Source organism: Rhizobium sp. 007 (assembly GCF_015353075.1).
In the GTDB taxonomy this organism is placed as follows: domain Bacteria; phylum Pseudomonadota; class Alphaproteobacteria; order Rhizobiales; family Rhizobiaceae; genus Rhizobium.
Genome location: NZ_CP064187.1, coordinates 3,948,555 through 3,970,000 on the forward strand (window position 1 = coordinate 3,948,555; position 21,446 = coordinate 3,970,000).

The 21,446-nt window shown below is 59.8% G+C and carries 22 protein-coding genes (1 of these 22 only partly in view); 10 read left to right on the forward strand and 12 right to left on the reverse strand.

The genetic code is table 11. The annotated features are described in order from the left end of the window. Positions 1–151: 151 nt before the first annotated feature. The 3 genes from ISN39_RS19220 (at position 152) to ISN39_RS19230 (ending at position 2,907) form a co-directional block, all read left to right on the forward strand. Positions 152–1,762 (forward strand): phosphoenolpyruvate carboxykinase, encoded by a 1,611-nt coding sequence (locus tag ISN39_RS19220; RefSeq protein ID WP_194728533.1) that lies wholly within the window; start codon positions 152–154, stop codon positions 1,760–1,762. A 97-nt stretch (positions 1,763–1,859) separates the two neighbouring features. Then, complete coding sequence (arfB, locus tag ISN39_RS19225) at positions 1,860–2,294, forward strand: alternative ribosome rescue aminoacyl-tRNA hydrolase ArfB (RefSeq protein WP_194728534.1); 435 nt, start codon at positions 1,860–1,862, stop codon at positions 2,292–2,294. A gap of 1 nt (position 2,295) precedes the next feature. Further along, the gene (locus tag ISN39_RS19230) at positions 2,296–2,907 is read left to right on the forward strand and encodes an alpha-ketoglutarate-dependent dioxygenase AlkB (protein WP_194728535.1); all 612 of its coding nucleotides are present in this window, start codon (positions 2,296–2,298) and stop codon (positions 2,905–2,907) included. A 6-nt stretch (positions 2,908–2,913) separates the two neighbouring features. On the opposite strand, the gene coaA is transcribed toward ISN39_RS19230, so the two are convergent. From coaA to hisB, 7 genes are read right to left on the reverse strand one after another with little or no spacing between them, the layout of a single operon-like run. Beyond that, on the reverse strand, positions 2,914–3,909 hold the full coding sequence (coaA, locus tag ISN39_RS19235) for a type I pantothenate kinase (RefSeq protein ID WP_039843430.1): 996 nt from the start codon (positions 3,907–3,909) through the stop codon (positions 2,914–2,916). After that, the gene (locus ISN39_RS19240; protein WP_074066141.1) at positions 3,906–4,229 is read right to left on the reverse strand and encodes a phosphoribosyl-ATP diphosphatase; all 324 of its coding nucleotides are present in this window, start codon (positions 4,227–4,229) and stop codon (positions 3,906–3,908) included. The genes coaA and ISN39_RS19240 overlap by 4 nt, the downstream gene beginning before the upstream one ends. A 14-nt stretch (positions 4,230–4,243) precedes the next feature. Next, positions 4,244–5,032, reverse strand: a complete 789-nt coding sequence (hisF, locus tag ISN39_RS19245) for an imidazole glycerol phosphate synthase subunit HisF (protein ID WP_074066142.1) — start codon at positions 5,030–5,032, stop codon at positions 4,244–4,246. Further along, on the reverse strand, positions 5,029–5,778 hold the full coding sequence (gene hisA / locus ISN39_RS19250) for a 1-(5-phosphoribosyl)-5-[(5-phosphoribosylamino)methylideneamino]imidazole-4-carboxamide isomerase (RefSeq protein ID WP_074066143.1): 750 nt from the start codon (positions 5,776–5,778) through the stop codon (positions 5,029–5,031). The genes hisF and hisA overlap by 4 nt, the downstream gene beginning before the upstream one ends. Positions 5,779–5,808: 30 nt before the next feature. Further along, complete coding sequence (gene hisH / locus ISN39_RS19255; protein WP_194728536.1) at positions 5,809–6,459, reverse strand: imidazole glycerol phosphate synthase subunit HisH; 651 nt, start codon at positions 6,457–6,459, stop codon at positions 5,809–5,811. Continuing rightward, the gene (locus ISN39_RS19260; protein WP_194728537.1) at positions 6,459–6,944 is read right to left on the reverse strand and encodes a DUF2628 domain-containing protein; all 486 of its coding nucleotides are present in this window, start codon (positions 6,942–6,944) and stop codon (positions 6,459–6,461) included. The genes hisH and ISN39_RS19260 overlap by 1 nt, the downstream gene beginning before the upstream one ends. Positions 6,945–6,968: 24 nt before the next feature. Further along, on the reverse strand, positions 6,969–7,577 hold the full coding sequence (hisB, locus tag ISN39_RS19265) for an imidazoleglycerol-phosphate dehydratase HisB (RefSeq protein ID WP_194728538.1): 609 nt from the start codon (positions 7,575–7,577) through the stop codon (positions 6,969–6,971). Positions 7,578–7,754: 177 nt separating this feature from the next. Here hisB and hslV point away from each other — a divergent pair, with 177 nt between their 5' ends. From hslV to ISN39_RS19295, 6 genes are all read left to right on the forward strand, one after another. After that, positions 7,755–8,282, forward strand: a complete 528-nt coding sequence (gene hslV, locus ISN39_RS19270; protein ID WP_039843437.1) for an ATP-dependent protease subunit HslV — start codon at positions 7,755–7,757, stop codon at positions 8,280–8,282. Then, complete coding sequence (locus ISN39_RS19275) at positions 8,269–8,793, forward strand: GNAT family N-acetyltransferase (RefSeq protein WP_194728539.1); 525 nt, start codon at positions 8,269–8,271, stop codon at positions 8,791–8,793. Before hslV ends, ISN39_RS19275 begins: the two co-directional genes overlap by 14 nt. Further along, on the forward strand, positions 8,790–10,097 hold the full coding sequence (gene hslU, locus ISN39_RS19280) for an ATP-dependent protease ATPase subunit HslU (RefSeq protein WP_039843439.1): 1,308 nt from the start codon (positions 8,790–8,792) through the stop codon (positions 10,095–10,097). Before ISN39_RS19275 ends, hslU begins: the two co-directional genes overlap by 4 nt. Positions 10,098–10,284: 187 nt before the next feature. Further along, positions 10,285–11,232, forward strand: a complete 948-nt coding sequence (locus ISN39_RS19285; RefSeq protein WP_194728540.1) for a DUF1402 family protein — start codon at positions 10,285–10,287, stop codon at positions 11,230–11,232. Positions 11,233–11,279: 47 nt separating this feature from the next. Continuing rightward, positions 11,280–12,692 (forward strand): cytochrome P450, encoded by a 1,413-nt coding sequence (locus tag ISN39_RS19290; protein ID WP_194728541.1) that lies wholly within the window; start codon positions 11,280–11,282, stop codon positions 12,690–12,692. Between the two features lie 92 nt (positions 12,693–12,784). Then, a complete protein-coding gene (locus ISN39_RS19295; protein ID WP_194728542.1) occupies positions 12,785–14,956 on the forward strand; it encodes a malate synthase G in 2,172 nt (723 codons plus the stop codon). 74 nt (positions 14,957–15,030) lie between these two features. Here ISN39_RS19295 and ISN39_RS19300 read toward each other — a convergent pair whose 3' ends face one another. Beyond that, the gene (locus tag ISN39_RS19300) at positions 15,031–15,711 is read right to left on the reverse strand and encodes a L,D-transpeptidase (protein WP_194728543.1); all 681 of its coding nucleotides are present in this window, start codon (positions 15,709–15,711) and stop codon (positions 15,031–15,033) included. Positions 15,712–15,889: 178 nt separating this feature from the next. On the opposite strand from ISN39_RS19300, the gene ISN39_RS19305 reads away from it, so the two are divergent. Continuing rightward, on the forward strand, positions 15,890–16,384 hold the full coding sequence (locus tag ISN39_RS19305) for an MmcB family DNA repair protein (protein ID WP_074066151.1): 495 nt from the start codon (positions 15,890–15,892) through the stop codon (positions 16,382–16,384). A 6-nt stretch (positions 16,385–16,390) separates the two neighbouring features. On the opposite strand, the gene ISN39_RS19310 is transcribed toward ISN39_RS19305, so the two are convergent. From ISN39_RS19310 to ISN39_RS19325, 4 genes are all read right to left on the reverse strand, one after another. Next, positions 16,391–16,966 carry an ActR/PrrA/RegA family redox response regulator transcription factor gene (locus tag ISN39_RS19310; RefSeq protein ID WP_028740154.1) on the reverse strand — a complete coding sequence of 192 codons (576 nt, stop codon included), beginning with the start codon at positions 16,964–16,966 and terminating at the stop codon, positions 16,391–16,393. A 73-nt stretch (positions 16,967–17,039) separates the two neighbouring features. After that, positions 17,040–18,350 carry an ActS/PrrB/RegB family redox-sensitive histidine kinase gene (locus ISN39_RS19315; protein WP_194728544.1) on the reverse strand — a complete coding sequence of 437 codons (1,311 nt, stop codon included), beginning with the start codon at positions 18,348–18,350 and terminating at the stop codon, positions 17,040–17,042. 20 nt (positions 18,351–18,370) lie between these two features. Continuing rightward, positions 18,371–20,827, reverse strand: a complete 2,457-nt coding sequence (gene hrpB, locus ISN39_RS19320; RefSeq protein ID WP_194728545.1) for an ATP-dependent helicase HrpB — start codon at positions 20,825–20,827, stop codon at positions 18,371–18,373. Positions 20,828–20,832: 5 nt separating this feature from the next. After that, on the reverse strand, positions 20,833–21,446 hold the 3' portion of the coding sequence (locus ISN39_RS19325; RefSeq protein WP_194728546.1) for an ornithine cyclodeaminase family protein. Its footprint extends 334 nt past the window's final position; only the last 614 of its 948 coding nucleotides appear in the window; the start codon falls outside the window, past its right edge; the stop codon is at positions 20,833–20,835.

Here is a 21,446-nt window from a genome sequence, read left to right on the forward strand (position 1 = left end):
AAACGATTTAAAATACGCGAAGGAAATTTAAATCGATTAATTATTTGATATCATTATATTTTCGCCATTTCGCACTATTGCTTTTTAAAATTGGCCACCTTAGTTTTCCTCTTAGTTTTAACGGCGGGAGCCTTGGACGAAAGGAAAAGCCATGGAGACGTTCGGAATTCACAACCCGGCGATAACGCTGGCGACGATTGGTTTGGGCCGCGCAAAAAGCGTCCACTATAACCTCACCGCCGCCTCCCTTTATGAAGAAGCGATTCGCCGCGGTGAAGCCGAACTGACGGCCCAAGGCGCCCTTCGTGCATTGACGGGACAACATACCGGCCGCTCGCCACGCGACAAATTCGTCGTTCGCGATGCCAATACGGACGGCGAAATCTGGTGGGACAACAACAAGCCGATGTCGCCGGAGCATTTTGACTTGCTGCATCAGGATATGCTGGCGCATGCCGCCGGCAAGGAGCTTTTCGCCGAGGACCTGATCGGCGGCGCCGACAAGAACTACTCGCTGCCGACGCGTGTCGTGACGGAGTTTGCCTGGCACTCGCTTTTCATCCGCAATCTTCTGATCCGTCCGGAGCTTTCTGCCCTTGCATCCTTCGTGCCGAAACTGACGATCATCGATCTGCCGAGCTTCAAGGCCGATCCGAAGCGTCACGGCTGCCGCAGCGAGACGGTAATTGCATGTGACCTCACGAACGGTCTCGTGCTGATCGGCGGCACATCCTATGCTGGAGAGATGAAGAAATCCGTCTTCACCGTACTCAACTACCTGCTGCCGGCAAAGGGCGTCATGCCGATGCATTGCTCGGCGAATGTCGGCCCGGATGGTGATTCTGCGGTTTTCTTCGGCCTCTCCGGCACCGGCAAGACGACGCTGTCGGCTGATCCGTCGCGCACCCTGATCGGAGACGACGAGCATGGCTGGGGCGAAAACGGCATCTTCAACTTCGAAGGCGGCTGCTATGCCAAGACAATCCGTCTTTCGGCGGAGGCCGAGCCGGAAATCTACGCGACAACGCAGCGTTTCGGCACTGTACTGGAAAACGTCGTGCTCAACGAACTGTGCGAGCCCGATTTCGACGATGGCTCGTTGACGGAAAACACGCGCTGCGCCTATCCGCTGAATTTCATTCCCAATGCCTCGAAGACGGGCCTTGCCGCTCATCCGAAGACGATCATCATGCTGACGGCGGATGCTTTCGGCGTCATGCCGCCGATTGCGCGACTGACGCCGGATCAGGCCATGTATCACTTCCTTTCCGGCTACACCGCAAAGGTCGCCGGCACGGAAAAGGGAGTGACGGAACCAGAAGCGACATTCTCGACCTGCTTCGGTGCGCCGTTCATGCCGCGTCATCCAACCGAATATGGCAATCTGCTGAAAGAACTCATCCATCGCCACGGTGTTGAATGCTGGCTTGTCAATACCGGTTGGACGGGTGGTGCTTATGGTACTGGCAAGCGCATGCCGATCAAGGCCACGCGTGCTTTGCTGTCGGCAGCGCTCTCCGGCGAACTGGCCAAGGCAGATTTCCGCATTGATCCGAATTTCGGTTTCGCGGTGCCCGTTACTGTCGCTGGCGTCGAAAGCGGTATTCTCGATCCGCGCTCTACGTGGGCCAACGGTGCAGCCTATGATATTCAGGCAGAGAAGCTCGTCTCCATGTTCATTTCGAACTTCGCGAAGTTTGAGGCACATGTCGACGGCGGCGTGCGCGATGCGGCACCCGGCATCAAGGCTGCGGCCGAATAGGTTCTAAAATATTGATGATTCACGTGAAACCCGGCCCATTCCGCCGGGTTTTTCTTTGCGTGTTTTAAAATTCCCGCGGATATGAGATAGAAGCCGCATGGCCAGCGACGCGCTCTATATCAACGACGGGATCACCATCGCTGGATGGGAGCTGACGGAACAATTCGTTCTGGCTGGCGGTCCCGGCGGCCAAAATGTCAACAAGGTTTCGACGGCCGTCCAGCTGTTCTTCAATATCCCGAATTCACCTTCGCTTCCCGATCGCGTCAAGACCAATGCCATAAAGCTTGCCGGCAAGCGCATGTCGAAAGAGGGCGTGCTGATGATCGAGGCAAGCCGCTTTCGCAGCCAGGATCGCAATCGCGAGGATGCGCGAGAACGCCTCAAGGAACTGATCCTTGAGGCCGCCAAGCCCCCACCGCGGCCGCGCAAGAAAACGAAACCGACCAAAGGCTCGATCGAACGCCGCCTGAAGGAAAAATCCGGCCGCGCCGAAGTGAAGAAGATGCGCAGCCGTCCCGGTGGAGAATGATATGACGGAGCTTTCGACCGGCGTCCGTCACTTCCCGGAATATCTGGACCGCGCCCGGCAGGAAGCGTTCGTCGAAATGATCCGCGGCATTGTCGCCGAGGCTCCGCTTTTCGTGCCCGTGATGCCGAGCACGGGCAAACCGATGTCGGTCCGGATGAGCAATTGCGGTCCACTGGGCTGGGTCACCGATAAGGAGCGCGGCTACCGCTATCAATCGACGCATCCTGTCACCGGCAGGCCGTGGCCGGCGATGCCGGACGTCTTGCTCGACATCTGGAACGATGTTTCCGAATGCGAAAAACCGCCGCAGGCTTGCCTGATCAATTTCTATTCAGACGACGCAAGAATGGGTCTGCATCAAGACAGGGACGAGCAGGATTTGAAGGCGCCTGTCGTTTCGATCTCTCTCGGCAACAGTTGTCTTTTCCGCATCGGCGGGCTTTCCCGCACAGACCGCACGCAGTCGGTCAAACTCGCCAGCGGCGATATCGTGGTGCTTGGGGGCGAAGGGCGTCTATGCTTTCACGGCGTCGACCGCATCTATCCGACAACTTCGACGCTGCTCAAGAATGGCGGGCGGATCAATCTGACGTTAAGGCGTGTGGATCCGTGAATCCGGCTAAAGCTTCCTTAGGGCGACCTGCTCGATGAGGTGGTTTTCGCCCTTGCGCAGGATCAGATCAGCCCGTGGGCGGGTCGGCAGGATGTTCTGCCGGAGATTCTTCAGGTTGATGTTGGCCCAAAGCCCTTCGGCGATCGAAAGCGCTTCTTTTTCGCTGATCGAGGCATAGCGATGGAAATAGGAATTCGGATCGCGGAAGGCGGTTTCGCGCAGACGCATGAAGCGTGTGACATACCAGTTGTGGATCAGTTCTTCTTCGGCATCGATGTAGATCGAGAAATCGAAGAAGTCGGAAACCATCGGCACGATCTTGCCGTCGGCCGGAAGGTCGCGCGACTGCAGAACGTTGATGCCTTCGAAAACCAGGATGTCGGGCCGGTCGATGATCGTGTATTCGTTCGGAACGACGTCATAGACCAGATGAGAATAGACGGGCGCCTTGACATTCGGCTGTCCGGCCTTGATCGCGGAGAGAAATTTCAGGATGGCGCCTGTGTCGTAGCTTTCGGGAAAGCCCTTGCGCTGCATCAGGTTTTCCCGCTCGAGCACTGCGTTTTGATGCAGAAAGCCGTCGGTCGTGATCAGGTCGACCTTTGGACTCGATGGCCAGCGCCGCAGGAGTTCCTTCAAGATACGCGCGGTCGTTGATTTCCCGACGGCGACGGAGCCGGCGATGCCGATGACGAATGGCGTTTTCGTCACGTCGGACAAGCTCAGGAACCGGTTGCGCTGTTCAAAGAGCAATTGCGATGATTCGACATGTGAGGAGAGCAGACGCGACAGCGAGAGGTAGATGCGCCGGACTTCGTCGAGATCGACCGGATCGCCCATCGAGCGCAGTCTCGCGACCTCCTCGGCCGTTAGCGTGAGCGGCGTATCGGCGCGGAACTTTGCCCATTCCTCGGAAGAAAAGAAATTATACGGCGAATAGGAATTCGCCTGGAAGTGATCGAGCGTTTCTGGCGCCCCAAGAATTTGCGTCGCGATACTCATGAACTCTGCCGGCTGGCCTTTTCCTTGACGCCGGATTGAGCCGTACGCCGCTCAAGCTCCGCCATCACATCCTGCAACGGAATGCCTGCTATCTTCAATACGACCAAAAGGTGATAGAGGAGGTCGGCCGCCTCGTAGGTAAGATTGGCGCGATCCGCCGCCACAGCAGCCATGACGGTTTCAATGGCTTCTTCGCCGAGTTTCTTTGCTGCCTTCTGCTGTCCGGCGGCAACGAGCTTCGCCGTCCAGGATTCATCCGGTGAGGCCTTCGACCGCTCGTCGACGATCTTTTCCAGATCGGAAAGGGAAAATCCGGTCATACTGTCGCTTTCAATCAGTCGAGGCGCATCGCAATGCCATGCGAAGACATATAGTGCTTCGCTTCGCCGACGGAATAGGTGCCGAAATGGAAGATGGAGGCAGCGAGCACGGCATTGGCATGCCCATCCTTCACGCCTGCGACCAGATCGTCGAGATCGCCGACGCCGCCCGATGCAATGACGGGCACGCGAACGCAATCGGCGATCGCCCGGGTGAGCTCAAGATCGTAGCCGACTTTCGTGCCGTCGCGATCCATCGAGGTGACAAGCAGCTCGCCGGCGCCGCGGGCAACCATCTTCTGTGCAAATTCCACGGCATCGATGCCGGTCGCGTTGCGGCCGCCGTGGGTATAGATTTCCCAGGCGCTCAAGTTGTCCTGGCCAACAGCCTGCGTGCGCCGCCGCTTGGCGTCGATCGAAACGACGATGCATTGGTCGCCGAACTTGTCGGCAGCTTCAGCGACGAAGTCCGGATTGTTCACGGCCGCCGAATTGATCGAGACCTTGTCGGCACCGCAGAGCAGCAGCTTGCGGATATCGCCGATGCTGCGCACGCCGCCGCCGACAGTCAGCGGCATGAAGCACTGTTCGGCGGTGCGGGAAACGACATCGAAGATCGTTTCGCGATTGTCCGATGAGGCCGTGATGTCGAGGAAGCAGAGCTCGTCTGCGCCTGCAGCATCATAGGCTTTCGCAGCCTCGACCGGATCACCGGCATCGATCAGGTTGACGAAGTTGACGCCCTTGACGACACGGCCGTCTTTGACGTCGAGGCAAGGGATGACGCGGGCTTTCAGGGTCATTGTGTGTCTTCCTTCTCCCGCGCCGCCTTGATCAGTGCCAAGGCTTCCCGAGGATCAATACGTCCATCATACAGCGCACGGCCTGAGATGGCACCTTCCAGCTTGCGGGCGTCGGGCTGCAACATGCGCTTCACATCCTCGATCGAAGCGAGCCCGCCCGAGGCAATCACCGGGATCGAAACGGCATCGGCAAGCTCCAGTGTCGAGGTCCAGTTGATGCCGGTCAGGATCCCATCGCGATCGATGTCGGTGTAGATGATTGCCGCGACGCCGGCACCTTCGAATTTCCTGGCAAGTTCGACGACGCCAAGCTCGGAGGCTTCCGCCCAGCCCTCCACGGCCACCTTGCCGCCCTTCGCATCGATGCCGACGGCGACGCTGCCCGGAAACTGCTTGCAGGCCTCGATGACCAGCGCCGGATCGCGAACGGCAACCGTACCGAGGATCACACGTGTCAGGCCGCGGGAGAGCCAGTTTTCGATATGCGCCAGCGTTCGGATGCCACCGCCGAGCTGCACCGGATTCTTCGTTGCCTTGAGGATCGTGTCGACGGCCGCGCCATTGACGCTTTCGCCGGCAAAGGCGCCGTTGAGGTCAACAACGTGCAGCCATTCGAAGCCCTGGTCTTCGAAAGTTTTCGCCTGTGCGGCAGGGTCGGGGTTGTAGACCGTTGCCTGCTCCATATCGCCGAGCTTCAGGCGAACGCATTGGCCGTCCTTGAGGTCGATGGCGGGAAATAGGATCATGTTGGTTCAGTCCTTGCGGTCTGCGCGAGCCTAAGGCTTCCAGCGCAGGAAATTGGTGATCAGGGCGAGACCGAGCTTCTGGCTCTTCTCCGGATGGAATTGCGAACCTGCCATGTTGTCGCGTCCGACGAAGGCCGTCATCGCTCCGCCGTACTCCGTCGTGGCGATGACATCGCCGGCGTTTTCGGCGGCCAGATAGTAGGAATGCACGAAATAGGCATGCAGGCCATCAGGCCCTGTCGGAATGCCTTCGAAGAGTGGATGCGGATGCCGAAGGTCGAGCGTGTTCCAGCCGATCTGCGGAATCTTGAGGTCGGGATCGTCCGGTGTCATTTCAACGACGTCGCCAGGAATCCAGCCGAAACCTTCCGTCACCGTTTTTTCAAGGCCGCGCGACGACATCAGCTGCATACCGACGCAGATACCGAGGAACGGCCTTGCCTTCCTCTCAACCGCTTCGATCAGCGCTTCGGTCATGCCGGGAACGGCATCGAGCCCGTGGCGGCAATCGGCATAGGCACCGACACCCGGCAGAACGACGCGGTCGGCAGACGCGACATTCTCGGCCCTGTCCGTCAGGTCGATATGCGCGTCGATGCCTGCCTCGCGTGCGGCGCGTTCGAAGGCCTTCGTTGCCGAGCGCAGATTGCCCGAGCCGTAGTCGATAATTGCGACGCGCATCAGCGTCCTCCGTTAAAGCCAAAGAGACCAAGCGAAGTCGTATTGCCATGGCGCCCGGGGGAATGCGGATGTCGCCCCCATTCCGGCGCCGGCATGCGGTCGCCATCGGCATTGGTCTCGATATTCGAAAAAAAGATCTCTTCCGCTGTCGCAAGCGAATCTGCCGTAATCACGGCTTCCTCGTTCCAGCCTTTGGAAGCGAGATTTCGGATTCGCAGGTTTTGGCCCTCGAAGCCGGCCAGGATGCAAGTGCCGAGCGTGATCGCAAAGCCTGCCGGCCAGAGTCCGGGCCGATCCATTAAAACGCCGCCGAGCCCCTGAAGCAGGAATGCTGCAAGCGCATAGAGCCAAAGCCGGTGTGCAAGAAGCCATAGCCAGGGAAAGAGAAAGCCGAGCAGCGTGAAGCCGTCGCGGATGACGCGCGTCTTCTCATGGGTGACATCCGTTCCGCCCGGAGCCGTCAAAACCAGATAGCTGGAAGTCATATCGTTCAAGCTCCCTGAAGGGGCTCAGACGAGCGTGCCCTTCGTCGAGGGAACACGGCCCGCCTGTCTTGGATCGATCTCTGTCGCCATGCGCAACGCGCGGGCAACGGCCTTAAAGCAGGTCTCTGCAATATGGTGGTTGTTGGCACCATAATGGTTCAAGATGTGCAAGGTGATGCCGGCGTTCTGCGCAAGTGCCTGGAAGAATTCGCGGACAAGTTCCGTGTCGAAGGTGCCGATCTTCGGCGCGTTGAAGGCGACGTTCCAGACAAGGAACGGCCGGCCGGAAAGATCGACGGCGGCTTTCGTCATCGTCTCGTCCATGGCAAGGTCGATCGAAGCATAGCGGGTGATGCCACGCCGGTCGCTGAGCGCTTTTGCAATCGCCTGGCCTATCGCAATCCCGGTATCTTCGACCGTGTGGTGATCGTCGACATGCAGGTCGCCCTTCGTCTCGATCTCCATATCGATCAGGGAATGTCGCGAAAGCTGATCGAGCATGTGGTCGAAGAAGCCGATGCCCGTCGAGATCTTGGCTTTGCCGCTACCATCAAGATTGACGGAAACGGAAACCGAAGTCTCGTTCGTCTTGCGGGAAACATTGCCCATGCGGCTTGCTGCAGTCTCGGCCATATGGCTGCTCCATCAGGAATGACGGCCGTTCCTTATCAGGCGTTCCCTCAAATATCCAGAAGCGCACCGGCAGAAAAACCGGCCCATTTGCAATCGGCATCGGCCAACTTACATAGGGCTCACAGGGCCGGAGAGCGGCTCGGCGTAACGCCCGCTGATCCGGGCAAGGATGTTTTGATGACAACGATTATTACAATTCGAAAGGGCGGCAAGGTGGTGATTGCCGGTGACGGCCAGGTCAGCCTCGGTCAGACCGTCATGAAGGGCAATGCGCGCAAGGTGCGCCGCATTGGTAAGGGCGAGGTCATTGCCGGCTTTGCTGGTGCGACCGCGGACGCATTTACGCTGCTCGAGCGTCTTGAAAAGAAGCTCGAGCAGTATCCGGGCCAGTTAATGCGCGCAGCCGTTGAGCTCGCCAAGGACTGGCGCACGGACAAATATCTTCGCAATCTAGAGGCCATGATGCTGGTCGCCGACAAATCGATAACACTGGCAGTCACCGGCAACGGCGATGTTCTGGAGCCCGAGCATGGCGTCACGGCGATCGGATCTGGCGGCAACTACGCATTGGCGGCGGCGCGTGCCCTGATGGATACGGACAAGTCTGCCGAGGAGGTCGCCCGCCGCGCGCTGGATATCGCAGCCGATATCTGCGTCTATACGAACCACAACATGGTGGTGGAAACACTGGATGCTGAAAACTAAGCCTGCCTCCCGATACCGTTTCCGCGACGTCTGCCGTGAGGATTTCCCTCTTCTGGCGCAATGGCTTGCGGAGCCGCATGTCGCGAGATGGTGGGGCGAACCTTCAACGGAGCTTGGTTCGATCGAAGAGGCAATGACGAGCGAAGAAACCCGGCCAATGATCGTGGAACTGGACGGAAAGCCTATAGGTTATCTGCAAAGTTACGATCCTCATCTTGAGGAGGGCCATCCTTATCAGGATCAGCCGAAGGGTACGCTCGGCATCGACATCTCGATCGGTATCCCGGAACTGACGGACAAGGGCCACGGTGCTGCGATCATCCGCCAGTTTACGTCCGCGCTTTTTGCAGACGGCGCCAAGCGCATCGTGATCGATCCGGATCCTGAAAACCTTCGGGCGATCAGGGCTTACGAGAAGGCGGGCTTTCGCTACGTCGATACAAGAACTTCCATTTACGGTCCGGCCCATTTCATGGCGCTGGACGCACCCGGAGAAACGGATTTACCATGACCACCTTTTCCCCCCGCGAGATCGTTTCCGAACTCGACCGCTACATTATCGGTCAGCATGAGGCCAAGCGCGCCGTGGCGATTGCGCTCCGCAACCGCTGGCGCCGTCAGCAGCTCGATCCGAGCCTGCGTGACGAAGTGATGCCCAAGAATATCCTGATGATCGGCCCGACCGGCGTCGGCAAAACGGAGATTTCCCGCCGTCTTGCCAAGCTTGCCGGTGCGCCTTTCATCAAGGTCGAGGCAACCAAGTTCACTGAGGTCGGTTATGTCGGCCGCGATGTCGAACAAATCATCCGCGACCTCGTCGAAATCGGCATCGGGCTCGCGCGCGACAAGAAGCGCGCCGAGGTCGAATCTAAGGCTCATATGAGCGCCGAGGAACGCGTCCTTGATGCCCTTGTCGGTGCGACCGCCTCTCCTGCCACCCGTGACAGCTTCCGCAAGAAGCTGCGCAACGGTGAACTCGACGACAAGGAAATCGATATCGAGGTTGCCGACACCGGCGCGGGCATGGGCGGCTTTGAAATCCCCGGCATGCCCGGTGCCAATATCGGTGTTCTCAACATCTCGGAAATGTTCGGCAAGGCGCTCGGCGGACGCACCAAGAAGGTCCGCACGACGGTGAAAGCCTCCTATACCGATCTCATCCGGGACGAGTCCGACAAGCTGATCGACAATGATATCATCCAGCGCGAAGCCGTGCGCGCGGTCGAAAATGATGGCATCGTCTTCCTCGACGAGATCGACAAGATTGCGGCGCGTGACGGCGGCATGGGGGCCGGCGTGTCGCGCGAAGGCGTGCAGCGCGATCTTCTGCCACTCGTCGAGGGAACGACCGTCTCCACGAAGTATGGACCGGTGAAGACGGACCATGTTCTCTTCATCGCCTCGGGCGCCTTCCATGTGTCGAAGCCTTCCGATCTCCTGCCGGAATTGCAGGGCCGCCTGCCGATCCGTGTCGAACTTCGGCCGCTGACCAAGGAAGACTTCCGCCGCATCCTGACCGAAACCGAAGCGAGCCTGATCCGGCAGTATCGCGCTCTCATGGAAACGGAGAATCTGAATCTAGAATTCACCGACGATGCGATCGATGCCCTAGCTGATGTCGCAGTCCATCTGAACTCTTCGGTCGAAAACATCGGCGCTCGCCGGCTGCAGACGGTGATGGAACGTGTCCTGGACGATATTTCCTTCAACGCGCCGGATCGCGGTGGTTCGGCGATAAAGATTGACTCGGCCTATGTGCGTGAACACGTCGGCGATCTGGCGCAAAACACGGATCTCTCGCGCTTCATCCTGTGATATTGCCGCACCGGCTGCAACCTTTGCAGGTTCCACAGCGGATTTCGACAGTCTGAACTCTCGACAGCGGGCCTTTTACTTCTTAGTGAAGGCCCGCTTGTGTGAACGCGGCTTTATTCGGCCAAGATTCTGGTCCAGTCAGCGCGCTTCGCCATGAAGACGATATAACCAGACGGAATAGCTGATCGTGCGACGCCTTTTGACATGCTTCCTGATCGCCATTGCGGCGCTCACATCCGTGCCAGCCTATGCCGTTGAGGTCGTGCCGCCCGGCAATCGCAACATCGAGCAGCCGGCGGTTCCGGGCGCATCCGTCCGTCGCACCAAGGGCACCAAGTCGACCTTCGACCGGAAGTACGAGAAAGTTTACGAACTGCTCTCCACCGATCGCGAACTGATGGGCAAGATCAGGAAGACGGCCGCCGCCTACAGCATCGATCCCATCCACATCATCGGCGCCATCGTCGGCGAGCACACTTATAACGTCGATGCTTATGACCGCCTTCAGTCCTACTACGTGAAGGCCGCCTCCTATGCCGGCGAGAGCTTCCGCTTTGCCTACGAGGGCGAGGATGTCGACACCTTCGTCGATCGTCCGCAGTTTGCAGAGTGCAACGGCAAGCGTGATTCCTATCTGCTCTGGAGCTGCCGTGAGGATGTTTGGGAACGCGACTTCCGTGGAAAGGCTGTGGACGGCAAGAGCTTCCCGAACAATCGCTTCAGCGCTGTGTTCTTCCAACCGTTTTATGCCGGTCAGACCTTTGGTCTCGGCCAGGTGAACCCGCTGACGGCATTAATGCTCTCGGATCTGGTCAGCCGTGTTTCCGGCTATCCGAGACTGAACGAAAAGGACGCCGGCGCCGTTTACAGCGCCATCATGGAGCCGGATATCTCGCTCGCCTTCGTTGCGGCCTCGATTCGCGAGTCGATCGAAGATTACAAGCAGATCGCCGGCATGGATATTTCGAAGAATCCTGGTCTGACCGCGACGCTTTACAATGTCGGCAATTCGCGCCAGCGCGCTTTGGCTCTTGCCGCGAAGAACCGGGCCTCAGGTGCGCTAGTCTGGCCAGAGGAGAATTATTACGGCTGGCTGATCAACGACAAGCTGGACGAGCTTGAGGGCCTGCTCTAACCTTCGCCTTTGCGGGAGGTTATAATCCTCCGCGAAAGGCCGTTTCCATGGATATGCGACCGGAACCGTTTGTTCCACCCGCACCGCTGCCGCGCTCTGTGCCGCCATCGCGGCTGGAGATGATCCGCACGATCCTTCGCAATCCGCTGGAGCTCTGGGGCGAGCCGTCCTACACGCTTCCCTGGATCAAGACGCGCTTCTTCCACGATAGCACGATCATCGTCAACGATCCGGGTCTCATCAAACATGTGCTGGTCGACAACGTCGCGAACTACCGCATGGCGGATATCCGCCAGCTCGTATTGCGCCCCATATTGCGCGACGGATTGCTGACGGCCGAAGGGGAGGTCTGGAAGCGATCGCGCAAGGCGGTTGCTCCCGTTTTCACGCCGCGCCACGCCAACGGTTTCGCAGGGCAAATGCTGCTGCAATCCGAGGTCTATGCGCGAAAATACGAAGCGGTCGGAGGCGAGAGCCAAGTATTCGAAATCGCCAGCGATATGACCGAGCTCACTTTTGCGATCCTCGCCGATACGCTGTTTTCCGGTGAGATCGTCACCGCATCAGACAGCTTTGCTGAGGATGTGAACGCGCTTTTGCACCGTATGGGCCGCGTCGATCCCATGGATCTCCTGCGAGCGCCGCCCTGGGTGCCGCGGGTGACACGCATTGGTGGCCAGAAGGTTCTCGACAAATTCCGCAACATCGTGCGCGAGACGATGGACGCCAGGCTCCGGCGCATGGCTGCCGATCGCGGCTCGGCGCCGGAAGATTTTCTGACTCTGCTGCTCGACCGGGCAGCAACGGGCGCCCTCACCAATGAAGAGATCGAAGACAATATTCTGACCTTCATCGGCGCGGGTCACGAAACGACGGCGCGAGCGCTCGCATGGACGCTCTATTGCGTGGCGAACAGTCCGCATATCCGCGACGCGATGGAGGAAGAGATCGGCCGCGTTCTCGCAAGCGGCGCCGAGCCCGTCGAATGGCTCGATCAGATGCCCTTCACCCGCGCCGCCTTCGAAGAGGCCCTACGGCTCTATCCGCCGGCGCCGTCGATCGACCGCGCGGCGATCGCTGACGACAGCTGGACAGATTCCAAGGGCGAGAAGGTCGATATCCATGCCGGCATGACGGTGCTCGTCATGCCCTGGACTCTTCACCGGCATGAGCTCTATTGGGAGAAGCCGCGTGCCTATATGCCCGAGCGGTTTTTCCCGGAAAACCGCGGCAAGATCGGCCGGTTCCAGTTCCTGCCATTCGGTGCGGGTCCGCGCGTCTGCATCGGTGCCACCTTCGCCATGCAGGAGGCGGTCGTCGCGCTAGCCGTATTGATGAGCCGTTTCCGCTTCGATGTGACGGAAAAGACCAATCCCTGGCCGGTGCAAAAGCTGACGACCCAACCTCAAAACGGTCTGCCGATGCGCGTCACGCAGCGTACTGTTTCCTTGTCGGCATAAATCTTTCGAACTATTGCAGAATTGACTATGAATGACAGCGGCGCAAATTGACAGCAGTGTGAAAACGCCGCCTTCCGCGGGAGGAGAATTGCATGAGCTGCATCGAAAAGAACGGTCTTTCCATCGAAACTGTCCTTCATGACTTCATCGTCAACGAAGTGCTTCCCGGCCTTCCGGTTGACGCGGATGCATTTTTCGCCGGCTTTTCCGCAATCGTTCATGACCTCGCGCCGAAGAACCGCGAACTGCTTCTGAAACGCGATCACCTGCAGGCGCTTATTGACGAATGGTATCGCCAGAACGGTGCGCCGGCGGACATGGAAAGCTATCAGGCCTTTCTGCGCCAAATCGGCTACCTGCTGCCGGAAGGCTCGGATTTCCAAGTTTCGACCGAGAATGTCGATCCCGAGATCGCTTCGATTGCGGGGCCTCAGCTCGTCGTTCCTGTCATGAATGCGCGTTACGCCCTGAACGCCGCAAATGCGCGCTGGGGCTCACTTTATGATGCGCTTTACGGCACGGATGCCATTCCCGAAAGCGACGGAGCGGAAAAAGGCAAGGGATACAATCCGAAGCGCGGCGAAAAGGTCATCGCCTGGGTTCGCGATTTTCTGGACAGCGCCGCGCCGCTCGAAGGCGCGAGCTGGAAGGATGCGGCTGCCTTCAAGGCGGACGGCGGAAATCTCGCGGTCACCTCGACGGACGGCGAAAAACTGGCGCTCACGGATAATCGGCATTTCGCCGGCTATCGAGGCGATGCGGAGACGCCGACACATCTTCTCTTGAAAAACAACGGTATTCACATCGAGATTATCATCGATGGCTCGACGCCGATCGGAAAGGGCGATCCGGCGCAGATCTCCGATGTCTGGCTCGAATCTGCGATCACGACGATCATGGACTGTGAGGATTCGATCGCCGCCGTCGATGCCGAGGACAAGGTCGTCGTCTATCGCAACTGGCTTGGTCTCATGAAGGGTGACCTGCAGGAGGAGGTGAGCAAGGGCGGCGCGACTTTCGTCCGCAAGCTCAATCCCGACATCACCTATCAGGCGCCGGACGGCTCCGCCTTTGACTTGCACCGCCGCTCGCTGATGCTCGTCCGCAATGTCGGCCACCTTATGGGTAATCCGGCTATCCTCGACCGCGACGGCCGGGAAGTTCCTGAAGGCATCATGGATGCCGCCATTACGGGCCTGATCGCGCTTTACGATATCGGTCCCAACGGCCTCCACAAGAACTCGCGCACCGGCTCGATGTATGTCGTCAAGCCGAAGATGCATGGGCCTGAGGAAGTGGCCTTCGCCGTCGAGATTTTCTCCCGCGTCGAAGAACTGCTCGGCATGCCGAAGAACACGATGAAGATGGGGATCATGGATGAGGAGCGCCGCACGACGGTAAATCTCAAGGAATGCATTCGTGCTGCCCGCGAGCGCGTCGTCTTCATCAATACCGGCTTCCTCGACCGTACCGGAGACGAGATCCATACCTCGATGGAAGCAGGCCCGATGATCCGCAAGGGCGATATGAAGCAGGCGGCCTGGATTTCCGCCTACGAGAACTGGAACGTCGATATCGGCCTCGAATGCGGCCTGTCCGGTCACGCGCAGATCGGTAAGGGCATGTGGGCGATGCCTGACCTGATGGCAGCCATGCTGGAGCAGAAGATCGCTCACCCGAAGGCCGGCGCCAACACCGCCTGGGTTCCCTCGCCAACCGCAGCAACACTGCATGCGACGCATTATCACCGGATCAACGTGGCCGATGTTCAGCGCGGACTGAAGGATCGTGCCCGCGCCAAGCTCTCCGATATCCTTTCCGTTCCTGTCGCCACCCGGCCGAACTGGACAGCGGAAGAAATCCAGCGAGAACTCGACAATAATGCGCAGGGTATCCTCGGCTACGTCGTCCGTTGGGTCGATCAAGGTGTCGGCTGCTCAAAGGTGCCCGACATCAACAATGTCGGGCTGATGGAAGACCGCGCAACGCTTCGCATTTCCGCTCAGCACATGGCCAACTGGCTGCACCACAAGGTCGTCAGCGAAGCGCAGATCATCGAAACGATGAAGCGCATGGCCGCAGTCGTCGATCAGCAGAATGCCGGCGATCCTGCCTATATACCGATGGCGGAGAATTTGGAGCGCTCGGTCGCCTTCCAGGCTGCCGTCGATCTTGTCTTGAAGGGCAGGGAGCAGCCGAGCGGCTACACGGAACCGGTTCTTCATCGCCGCCGTCTTGAGCTCAAAGGCAAGCAGGCTGCATAAGGCTCATGATCTAACAAAAAGGCCACCGGAAGAAAATTCCGGCGGCCTTTTTTATAACGAATTCGCTTTTTAGCTTACTGGATAACGATGACCTTGGTCGCCTTGCCCGGACGGACACGGCTGTAGAGGTCGATAACGTCCTGGTTCATGAGGCGGATACAGCCGGACGAAGCCGCGGTGCCGATGGAGGCCCATTCGGGCGTGCCGTGAAGACGGAAAAGGGTGTCCTGACCCTTTTCGTTGAAAAGATACATGGCGCGTGCGCCGAGCGGATTCGTGAGACCTGGGCCCATGCCGTCTTCGACGTATTTTGCAATGTCGGGCTTGCGGACGGCCATCTCCTTCGGCGGATGCCAGGTCGGCCATTCCTGCTTCCAGGCGACATAGGCCGTGCCGGCCCATGCGAAGCCCTGCTTGCCGACGCCGATGCCGTAGCGCATCGCCTTGCCGCCCGGAAGGACGTAGTAAAGGTGGCGTTCGCGGGTGTTGACGATGATCGTGCCCGGACGCTCGGTCGTCTCGTAGGAAACGATCTGTCGGCGGAACTCCGGCTTGACGCGCTGGATCGGGATGGCGGGTAGAGCGTATCCGGCATCAGTCCTCACGCCGTAGGCGTCATCGAAGATCTGCGCCGTCTGGACAGTCGGGCCGGCGGCATTGTCTTCGAGGGAAGCGCGATCGGAATTGGTGGAGCAGCCGGCCAGAGCGAGGGTCGCGATCAGGCCGAACACAGGGAATGCATTGCGGATGCGCATGAATATCTCTTAGGATTGGCAGTGAGGAAACGGTCTTGGAACCATCTTTGATTATGGTTTATTTTCGATTAACTTCGTCTTTGCAAGATGTTGCAGTGCGACGAGAGTTGCCCGCAGCGGCAAAGTAGAACCGCATGGTTTTTTTGCAACAGAGCGCAGTGTTCCCAAACGGTTATCCATGACGATTTTGAGCGTTTACAATAACAATCCGTTAATAGATGGCCGGCAATCGGACAGAGCTATGCTCGTGCGCCGAGGGACTCAGATATTACTTCACGACATGCGTCATGCGGTTCTGCCTGAACTGCCGTTGGCGAGCGGCCGGCGCGCCGATCTGATCACCATGTCGGAAAAGGGCGAGATCTGGATTATCGAGATCAAAACCTCAATCGAGGATTTTCGCGTTGATCGCAAATGGCCCGAATACCGGCTGCATTGCGACCGGCTCTTCTTTGCGACGCACAAGGATGTACCGCTTGATATCTTCCCGGCGGAATGCGGACTGTTCCTGTCGGACGGCTATGGCGCGCATATGATCCGCGAAGCGCCGGAACACCGCCTGGCGCCGGCAACCCGCAAGTCGGTCATGCTGAATTTCTCCCGTGCCGCCGCGCAGAGACTGATGCTGGCCGAATGGGCGAATGGCAAGCAGCTTGCCACCGACGATATTTAACAGCGGCTATTTCGGAGCGCGTTTGGCGAGAATTCGCTGCAGCGTGCGGCGGTGCATGTTGAGCCGCCGCGCTGTTTCGGAGACGTTGCGCTCGCACATTTCGTAGACACGCTGGATATGTTCCCAACGAACCCGGTCGGCCGACATCGGGTTTTCGGGAAGTTCCGCCTTTTCGCCCGGCCGCTGAGTCAAGGCTGCGAACACGTCGTCCGCATCGGCAGGCTTCGCGAGATAGTCGACAGCTCCGAGCTTCACGGCCGTCACCGCCGTTGCGATATTGCCGTAGCCCGTCAGCACGATGATCCGCGTATCGTCCCGGCGCTGGCGGATCGCCTCGATGACGTCGAGGCCGTTACCATCGCCGAGCCGTAGGTCGACCACCGCATATTTCGGCGGATGGCTCTTCGACTTCGCAACTCCTTCCGCAACCGATTCGGCCATTTCGACCTGGAAGCCGCGTGTCTCCATCGCGCGTGCCAGGCGTCGCAGGAAGGGACCATCATCGTCGACGATCAAGAGGCTCGCGTCGGGGCCGATGTCGTGTTCGCCGGCGGTAAGGGTTTCGTGGCTTTGTTCGGTCATGGTCTTCGATCCTGGCGGTTTGCAACCCGCCCTATATTTGCCAACTGCACATATCTTCATTATGCCGATAAAGTCATTTTGTCGAATTTGCATCGATGAGCATGCGCGGCCATTCGACACGGATACGCGCTCCTTCACTTTCCGGATCGCGGTTCTCGAAAACCAGCGTCGCACCGGAACGTTCAAGCAGCGTCTTGGCGATGAAAAGTCCAAGCCCCAGCCCGCCTGCAGTATCCTCCTTCTGCCTTTTGGTGACGTAAGGCTCTCCGATACGGGTGAGAATATCCGGTGCGTAGCCGTTGCCGTCGTCCTCGATGACGATCAGCACCTTGTTGTGGTCATGTTCGACCGTGACCGTTACCTTCTCGCGAGCATAATCGACGGCATTTTCGATGAGATTGCCAAGCCCATAGATGATCCCGGCATTGCGCTCCGTCACCGGTTCACCCTTGCGCGGGCTTTTCTCGATCAGCTCGACTTCGATCGGAAATTCGCGATAGGGGGCAATGATCTCCTCGATCATCGAAGACAGCGGCAGCCGCCGCATATGCGCATCGCCCTCTGCCGAAAGGCTCGTCAGTCGCTTCAAGATATCTCGGCAACGTTCGCTCTGGCTGCGCAGCAGTTGCACGTCTTCGCGGAACCGGTCGTCGTCCTTCAGTTCGCGCTCCATCTCCTTTGCGACGACGCTGATCGTCGCAAGCGGCGTTCCGAGCTCATGTGCCGCCGCCGCGGCCAGGCCGTCGAGTTGCGAGAGGTGCTTTTCCCTCTGCAGCACGAGTTCGGTCGCGGCCAGTGCATCCGCCAGCTGGCTCGCTTCCATCGAAACGCGATAGGCATAAAAAGCTGCAAAGACCATGGTCGACGCAATCGAGCACCAGACACCGAACTGCATGACGTTGTGCACATCGATCTCCGCACCATTGAACCATGGAAGCGGGAAGGGCGAGAAGGCGAGGATCGTGATGCAGACCATTGCAAAGACGATGAGTGCAACGCTGTAGCGGATCGGCTGGGAGGCAAAGGAAATGATGACCGGCACGCAGACGAGCGCCGCAAATGGGTTCGCCAGGCCGCCGGTGATAAACAGCAGCGCGCAGAGCTGCAACAGATCCAGCCCAAGCAGCGCGAAGGCAGCCGGCGGTTCCAGGCGATGTGTCGGCGGATAGCGGATCGTCAGAAAGAAATTGACCCAGGCAAGCGCTGCAATCAGCAAGCTGCTGGCGAGCAGCGGCAACGGGAATTTCAGCCAGAAGGCAACGATGAAAACCGTCGCCGCCTGTCCGCCGACCGCGAGCCAGCGCAAACGTACGAGCGTCTGCAGGCGCAGCCTGCGGCTGCTATGCCGGTCGTTCTGCGGTTTGTTGTTGACGTCATCGGCCATGCTCGGCTCCTCGCCCAGGCTTATGTACCACGCGGCTTGGCGCGTGTCGTCGGCAAGGCTTCCTCTGGCCGCTCCGGCCAGGAATGCCGCGGATATCGGCCTCGCATTTCGGCACGTACGTCCTTCCAGGAACCTGCCCAGAACCCTGGGAGGTCGCGCGTCGTCTGGATCGGCCGGTGCGCGGGCGAGGTCAGTTCGAGAAGAAGCGGCAGCCGTCCGCCGCCGATCGCCGGATGCTGCTTCAATCCGAAAAGCTCCTGTACCCGGATCGTCAGCAGCGGCTCCTCGCCGTCATACTGGATCGGATGCCGCTGGCCCGTTGGCGCTTCGAAATGCGTCGGTGCAAGCCGGCTGAGGTCACGTTGCAGTTCGCGCGACACAAGCGCCATCAGCCCGCTGGTGAGCGATCCGGCGGAAATATCCGAAAGCCCGCGCGCATCGCTCTGGTAGGGCGTGAACCAGTCGTCCAGCCGTTCCAATAACGCAGCGTCGCTGACATCCGGCCATGGCGCGCCGATCGTTCGATGCAGAAAGCCGATCCGTTCGCGCAGCTGGATAGCTTCCTTGGAAAAGGGCAGGGCGTTGAGTCCCAATTGCCGTATGCCATCCGCTAGTGCTGCGGCAACAGGCTCGCCGTCTGGCCGGGGCAACGGCGTTTCGTCAAAGACGATCGCCCCGAGCCTTGTCGCGCGCCGGGCGCGGACCTGCCTGCTCGGCAGGTCGAAATAGGTCTGCTCGCCGATCTTGATCACACCTGGCAGCTGGGTTTCGACATCGCCGCGCGAAATCTCCGCCGCAGCCAGGATGCGTGCCTGCGTCGCGCGTCCGGTCAGATCGGCGATCACCATCATCTGGCTGCCCGCCAGACGTTCCGTCTCCGACAATTCGGCGCCACGGCCGTTTGCCATCACGTACCGTCCCCGCCCGCCGCGCTGCAGGGCAATCCGATCGGGAAAGGCATGCAGCAGGAGCTGTCCGGCAAGCGGTGGCGCGCTTGAGGAAATCTTGTCGAGCCCGCGCGCCAGCCGTCCGGCAAGGCGTCGCGAAGCATCCGCCCTTTCGCCCTTCTCCACCTTGAAGCGCCGCAAACGGTCCTCGATGTCGATGCTCGTGCCGCCGAGGCCCTGTTCCGTTAGAAGAACGGCAAGCATTGCAGCTTCTTTTGCGTGACCGCTTTCCCCGGCCGAAACCACCATGGCTGCCAGCCGCGGCGGCAGGGCAAGATCGCGCATCGTCCGTCCGCGCGCAGTCAAAGTTCCATCCTTGTCTAGGGCTCCGAGTTCCTGCAGCAGCGCGCGCGCCTCCTTCAGCGTCGTCGCTGGGGGCTGGTCGACGAAGGCAAGCGATGCCGGATCCTGAACGCCCCAATGCGCCAGATCGAGCACGAGACCGGAAAGATCGCTCGACAGGATCTGCGGCGGTGTGAAAGCAGGCAGCGCGGCCGTCTGCCCCGGGTGCCAGAGGCGGATCGCGATACCGGGTTCCGTTCTGCCTGCGCGCCCGGCGCGCTGGTCGGCCGAAGCCCGCGACACCCTCACCGTCTCCAGCCGTGTGATACCTGTCGAAGCCTCGAACACCGGCAGCCGCTGCAGCCCGCTGTCGATTACGATGCGCACGCCGTCGATGGTGATCGACGTCTCGGCGATCGAGGTCGCAAGCACGATCTTGCGCGTGCCCTTCGCCGCCGGACGGATTGCTGCATCCTGCTCTTTCTGGCCGAGATTGCCGTAGAGAGGGGCGATCAGCGTGTTCGACCCCAACCGCCCTTCGAGTCTTTCCGCCGTTCGGGTGATCTCTGCCTGCCCAGGCAGGAAAGCGAGGATCGATCCCGTCTCACCCGCATGGGCCTCGATGATTGCCCGTATAGCGGCATCCTCTATACGCTCGCCGCTCGGGCGATCCCGATAGCGGACGTCGATCGGAAAGCTCCGGCCCCTGCTTTCGATCACCGGCGGATGGTCGAGGAGTGCTGCGACACGCTCGACGTCGAGCGTTGCCGACATCACCAGAAGCCGCAGATCATTACGGAGCGCCGTGCGCACGTCGAGCGCCAATGCCAGTCCGAAATCCGCATCGAGCGAACGCTCGTGAAATTCGTCGAAAATGACTGAAGAAACCCCCGAAAGTTCCGGATCGTCGAGGATCATGCGCGCAAAGACGCCTTCGGTGACCACTTCGATCCGCGTCTTGCCGGAAATGCGGTTGTCGAGGCGCATGCGGTAGCCGACTGTTTCGCCCACCTGTTCGCCGAGCAGAAAGGCCATGCGGCTCGCCGCGGCCCGCGCTGCCAGCCGCCGTGGCTCCAGCAGAATGATCCTGCCGTCGTTGCGCCATGGTTGATCCAGCAGATAAAGCGGCACAAGCGTGGTCTTCCCGGCGCCGGGTGGCGCGGAAAGAACGGCTCGTCCGCTTTCGGCAAGTGCGGTTCCGATCTCGGGCAGAACGTGAGAAACCGGAAGTTCCGGCAGAACGGGCATTGCGCTTATTTCCCGCCGGTGACGGTTTCATAGGCGAGAATCGCTCCGGCGAGATCCTCGAGCGCAGCGCCCACCGATTTGAAAAGCGTGATCTCGCCTGCCGCGCTGCGGCCGCCTCGTGTTCCGCGAACGAGTTCGGCAAGTTCTGCCTTGATCGCACCCTCGTTGAGCACGCCGCTTTCGAGCGGCTGAACGATATCACCCGCTTCCTTCATCGCACCGGCTCGCGTATCGACGAAAACGGACGCACGGCGGATCGCCTCGTCGTCGGTCTCGCGCATGCTAGGCTTGAAGCCGCCGACGAGATCGAGATGGGCGCCGGGTTTCAGCCATGCGCCGCAAATGAGCGGCTCGCTTGAGAGCGTGCCGCAGGAGACGATGTCGGCGGTTCGCGCCGCCGCTTCGATATCGACGACTGCCTCAGCGGCCAGCCCAAGCTCTCGGGCTTCGGCCGCTACCTTTTCTGCGCCTGCACGATTGCGCCCCCAGATATGGATGCGCTTGATCGGCCGGATGGCCGTATGCGCCTGCAGCAGGTTGAGCGAGAGGCGGCCGGTTCCGCAGACAAGCAGCTCGGCCGCACCCGGCCGCGCCAGATAGCGTGCCGCCAATGCCGAGG

Coding starts and splice junctions, on each gene's coding strand:
- coaA (WP_039843430.1), bottom strand. CDS start 3,909: ATGAGTATCGCGACGCAAATTCTTGGGGCGCCAGAAACGCTCGATCAC.
- hisH (WP_194728536.1), bottom strand. CDS start 6,459: ATGCGCGTCGCAATTATCGACTACGGCTCGGGCAATCTGCGCTCGGCA.
- hslU (WP_039843439.1), top strand. CDS start 8,790: ATGACCACCTTTTCCCCCCGCGAGATCGTTTCCGAACTCGACCGCTAC.
- ISN39_RS19305 (WP_074066151.1), top strand. CDS start 15,890: ATGACGATTTTGAGCGTTTACAATAACAATCCGTTAATAGATGGCCGG.
- ISN39_RS19260 (WP_194728537.1), bottom strand. CDS start 6,944: ATGACTTCCAGCTATCTGGTTTTGACGGCTCCGGGCGGAACGGATGTC.
- ISN39_RS19295 (WP_194728542.1), top strand. CDS start 12,785: ATGAGCTGCATCGAAAAGAACGGTCTTTCCATCGAAACTGTCCTTCAT.
- ISN39_RS19290 (WP_194728541.1), top strand. CDS start 11,280: ATGGATATGCGACCGGAACCGTTTGTTCCACCCGCACCGCTGCCGCGC.
- ISN39_RS19240 (WP_074066141.1), bottom strand. CDS start 4,229: ATGACCGGATTTTCCCTTTCCGATCTGGAAAAGATCGTCGACGAGCGG.
- ISN39_RS19220 (WP_194728533.1), top strand. CDS start 152: ATGGAGACGTTCGGAATTCACAACCCGGCGATAACGCTGGCGACGATT.
- ISN39_RS19310 (WP_028740154.1), bottom strand. CDS start 16,966: ATGACCGAACAAAGCCACGAAACCCTTACCGCCGGCGAACACGACATC.
- hisA (WP_074066143.1), bottom strand. CDS start 5,778: ATGATCCTATTTCCCGCCATCGACCTCAAGGACGGCCAATGCGTTCGC.
- hrpB (WP_194728545.1), bottom strand. CDS start 20,827: ATGCCCGTTCTGCCGGAACTTCCGGTTTCTCACGTTCTGCCCGAGATC.
- hslV (WP_039843437.1), top strand. CDS start 7,755: ATGACAACGATTATTACAATTCGAAAGGGCGGCAAGGTGGTGATTGCC.
- ISN39_RS19300 (WP_194728543.1), bottom strand. CDS start 15,711: ATGCGCATCCGCAATGCATTCCCTGTGTTCGGCCTGATCGCGACCCTC.
- ISN39_RS19275 (WP_194728539.1), top strand. CDS start 8,269: ATGCTGAAAACTAAGCCTGCCTCCCGATACCGTTTCCGCGACGTCTGC.
- hisB (WP_194728538.1), bottom strand. CDS start 7,577: ATGGCCGAGACTGCAGCAAGCCGCATGGGCAATGTTTCCCGCAAGACG.
- hisF (WP_074066142.1), bottom strand. CDS start 5,032: ATGACCCTGAAAGCCCGCGTCATCCCTTGCCTCGACGTCAAAGACGGC.
- ISN39_RS19230 (WP_194728535.1), top strand. CDS start 2,296: ATGACGGAGCTTTCGACCGGCGTCCGTCACTTCCCGGAATATCTGGAC.
- ISN39_RS19315 (WP_194728544.1), bottom strand. CDS start 18,350: ATGGCCGATGACGTCAACAACAAACCGCAGAACGACCGGCATAGCAGC.
- arfB (WP_194728534.1), top strand. CDS start 1,860: ATGGCCAGCGACGCGCTCTATATCAACGACGGGATCACCATCGCTGGA.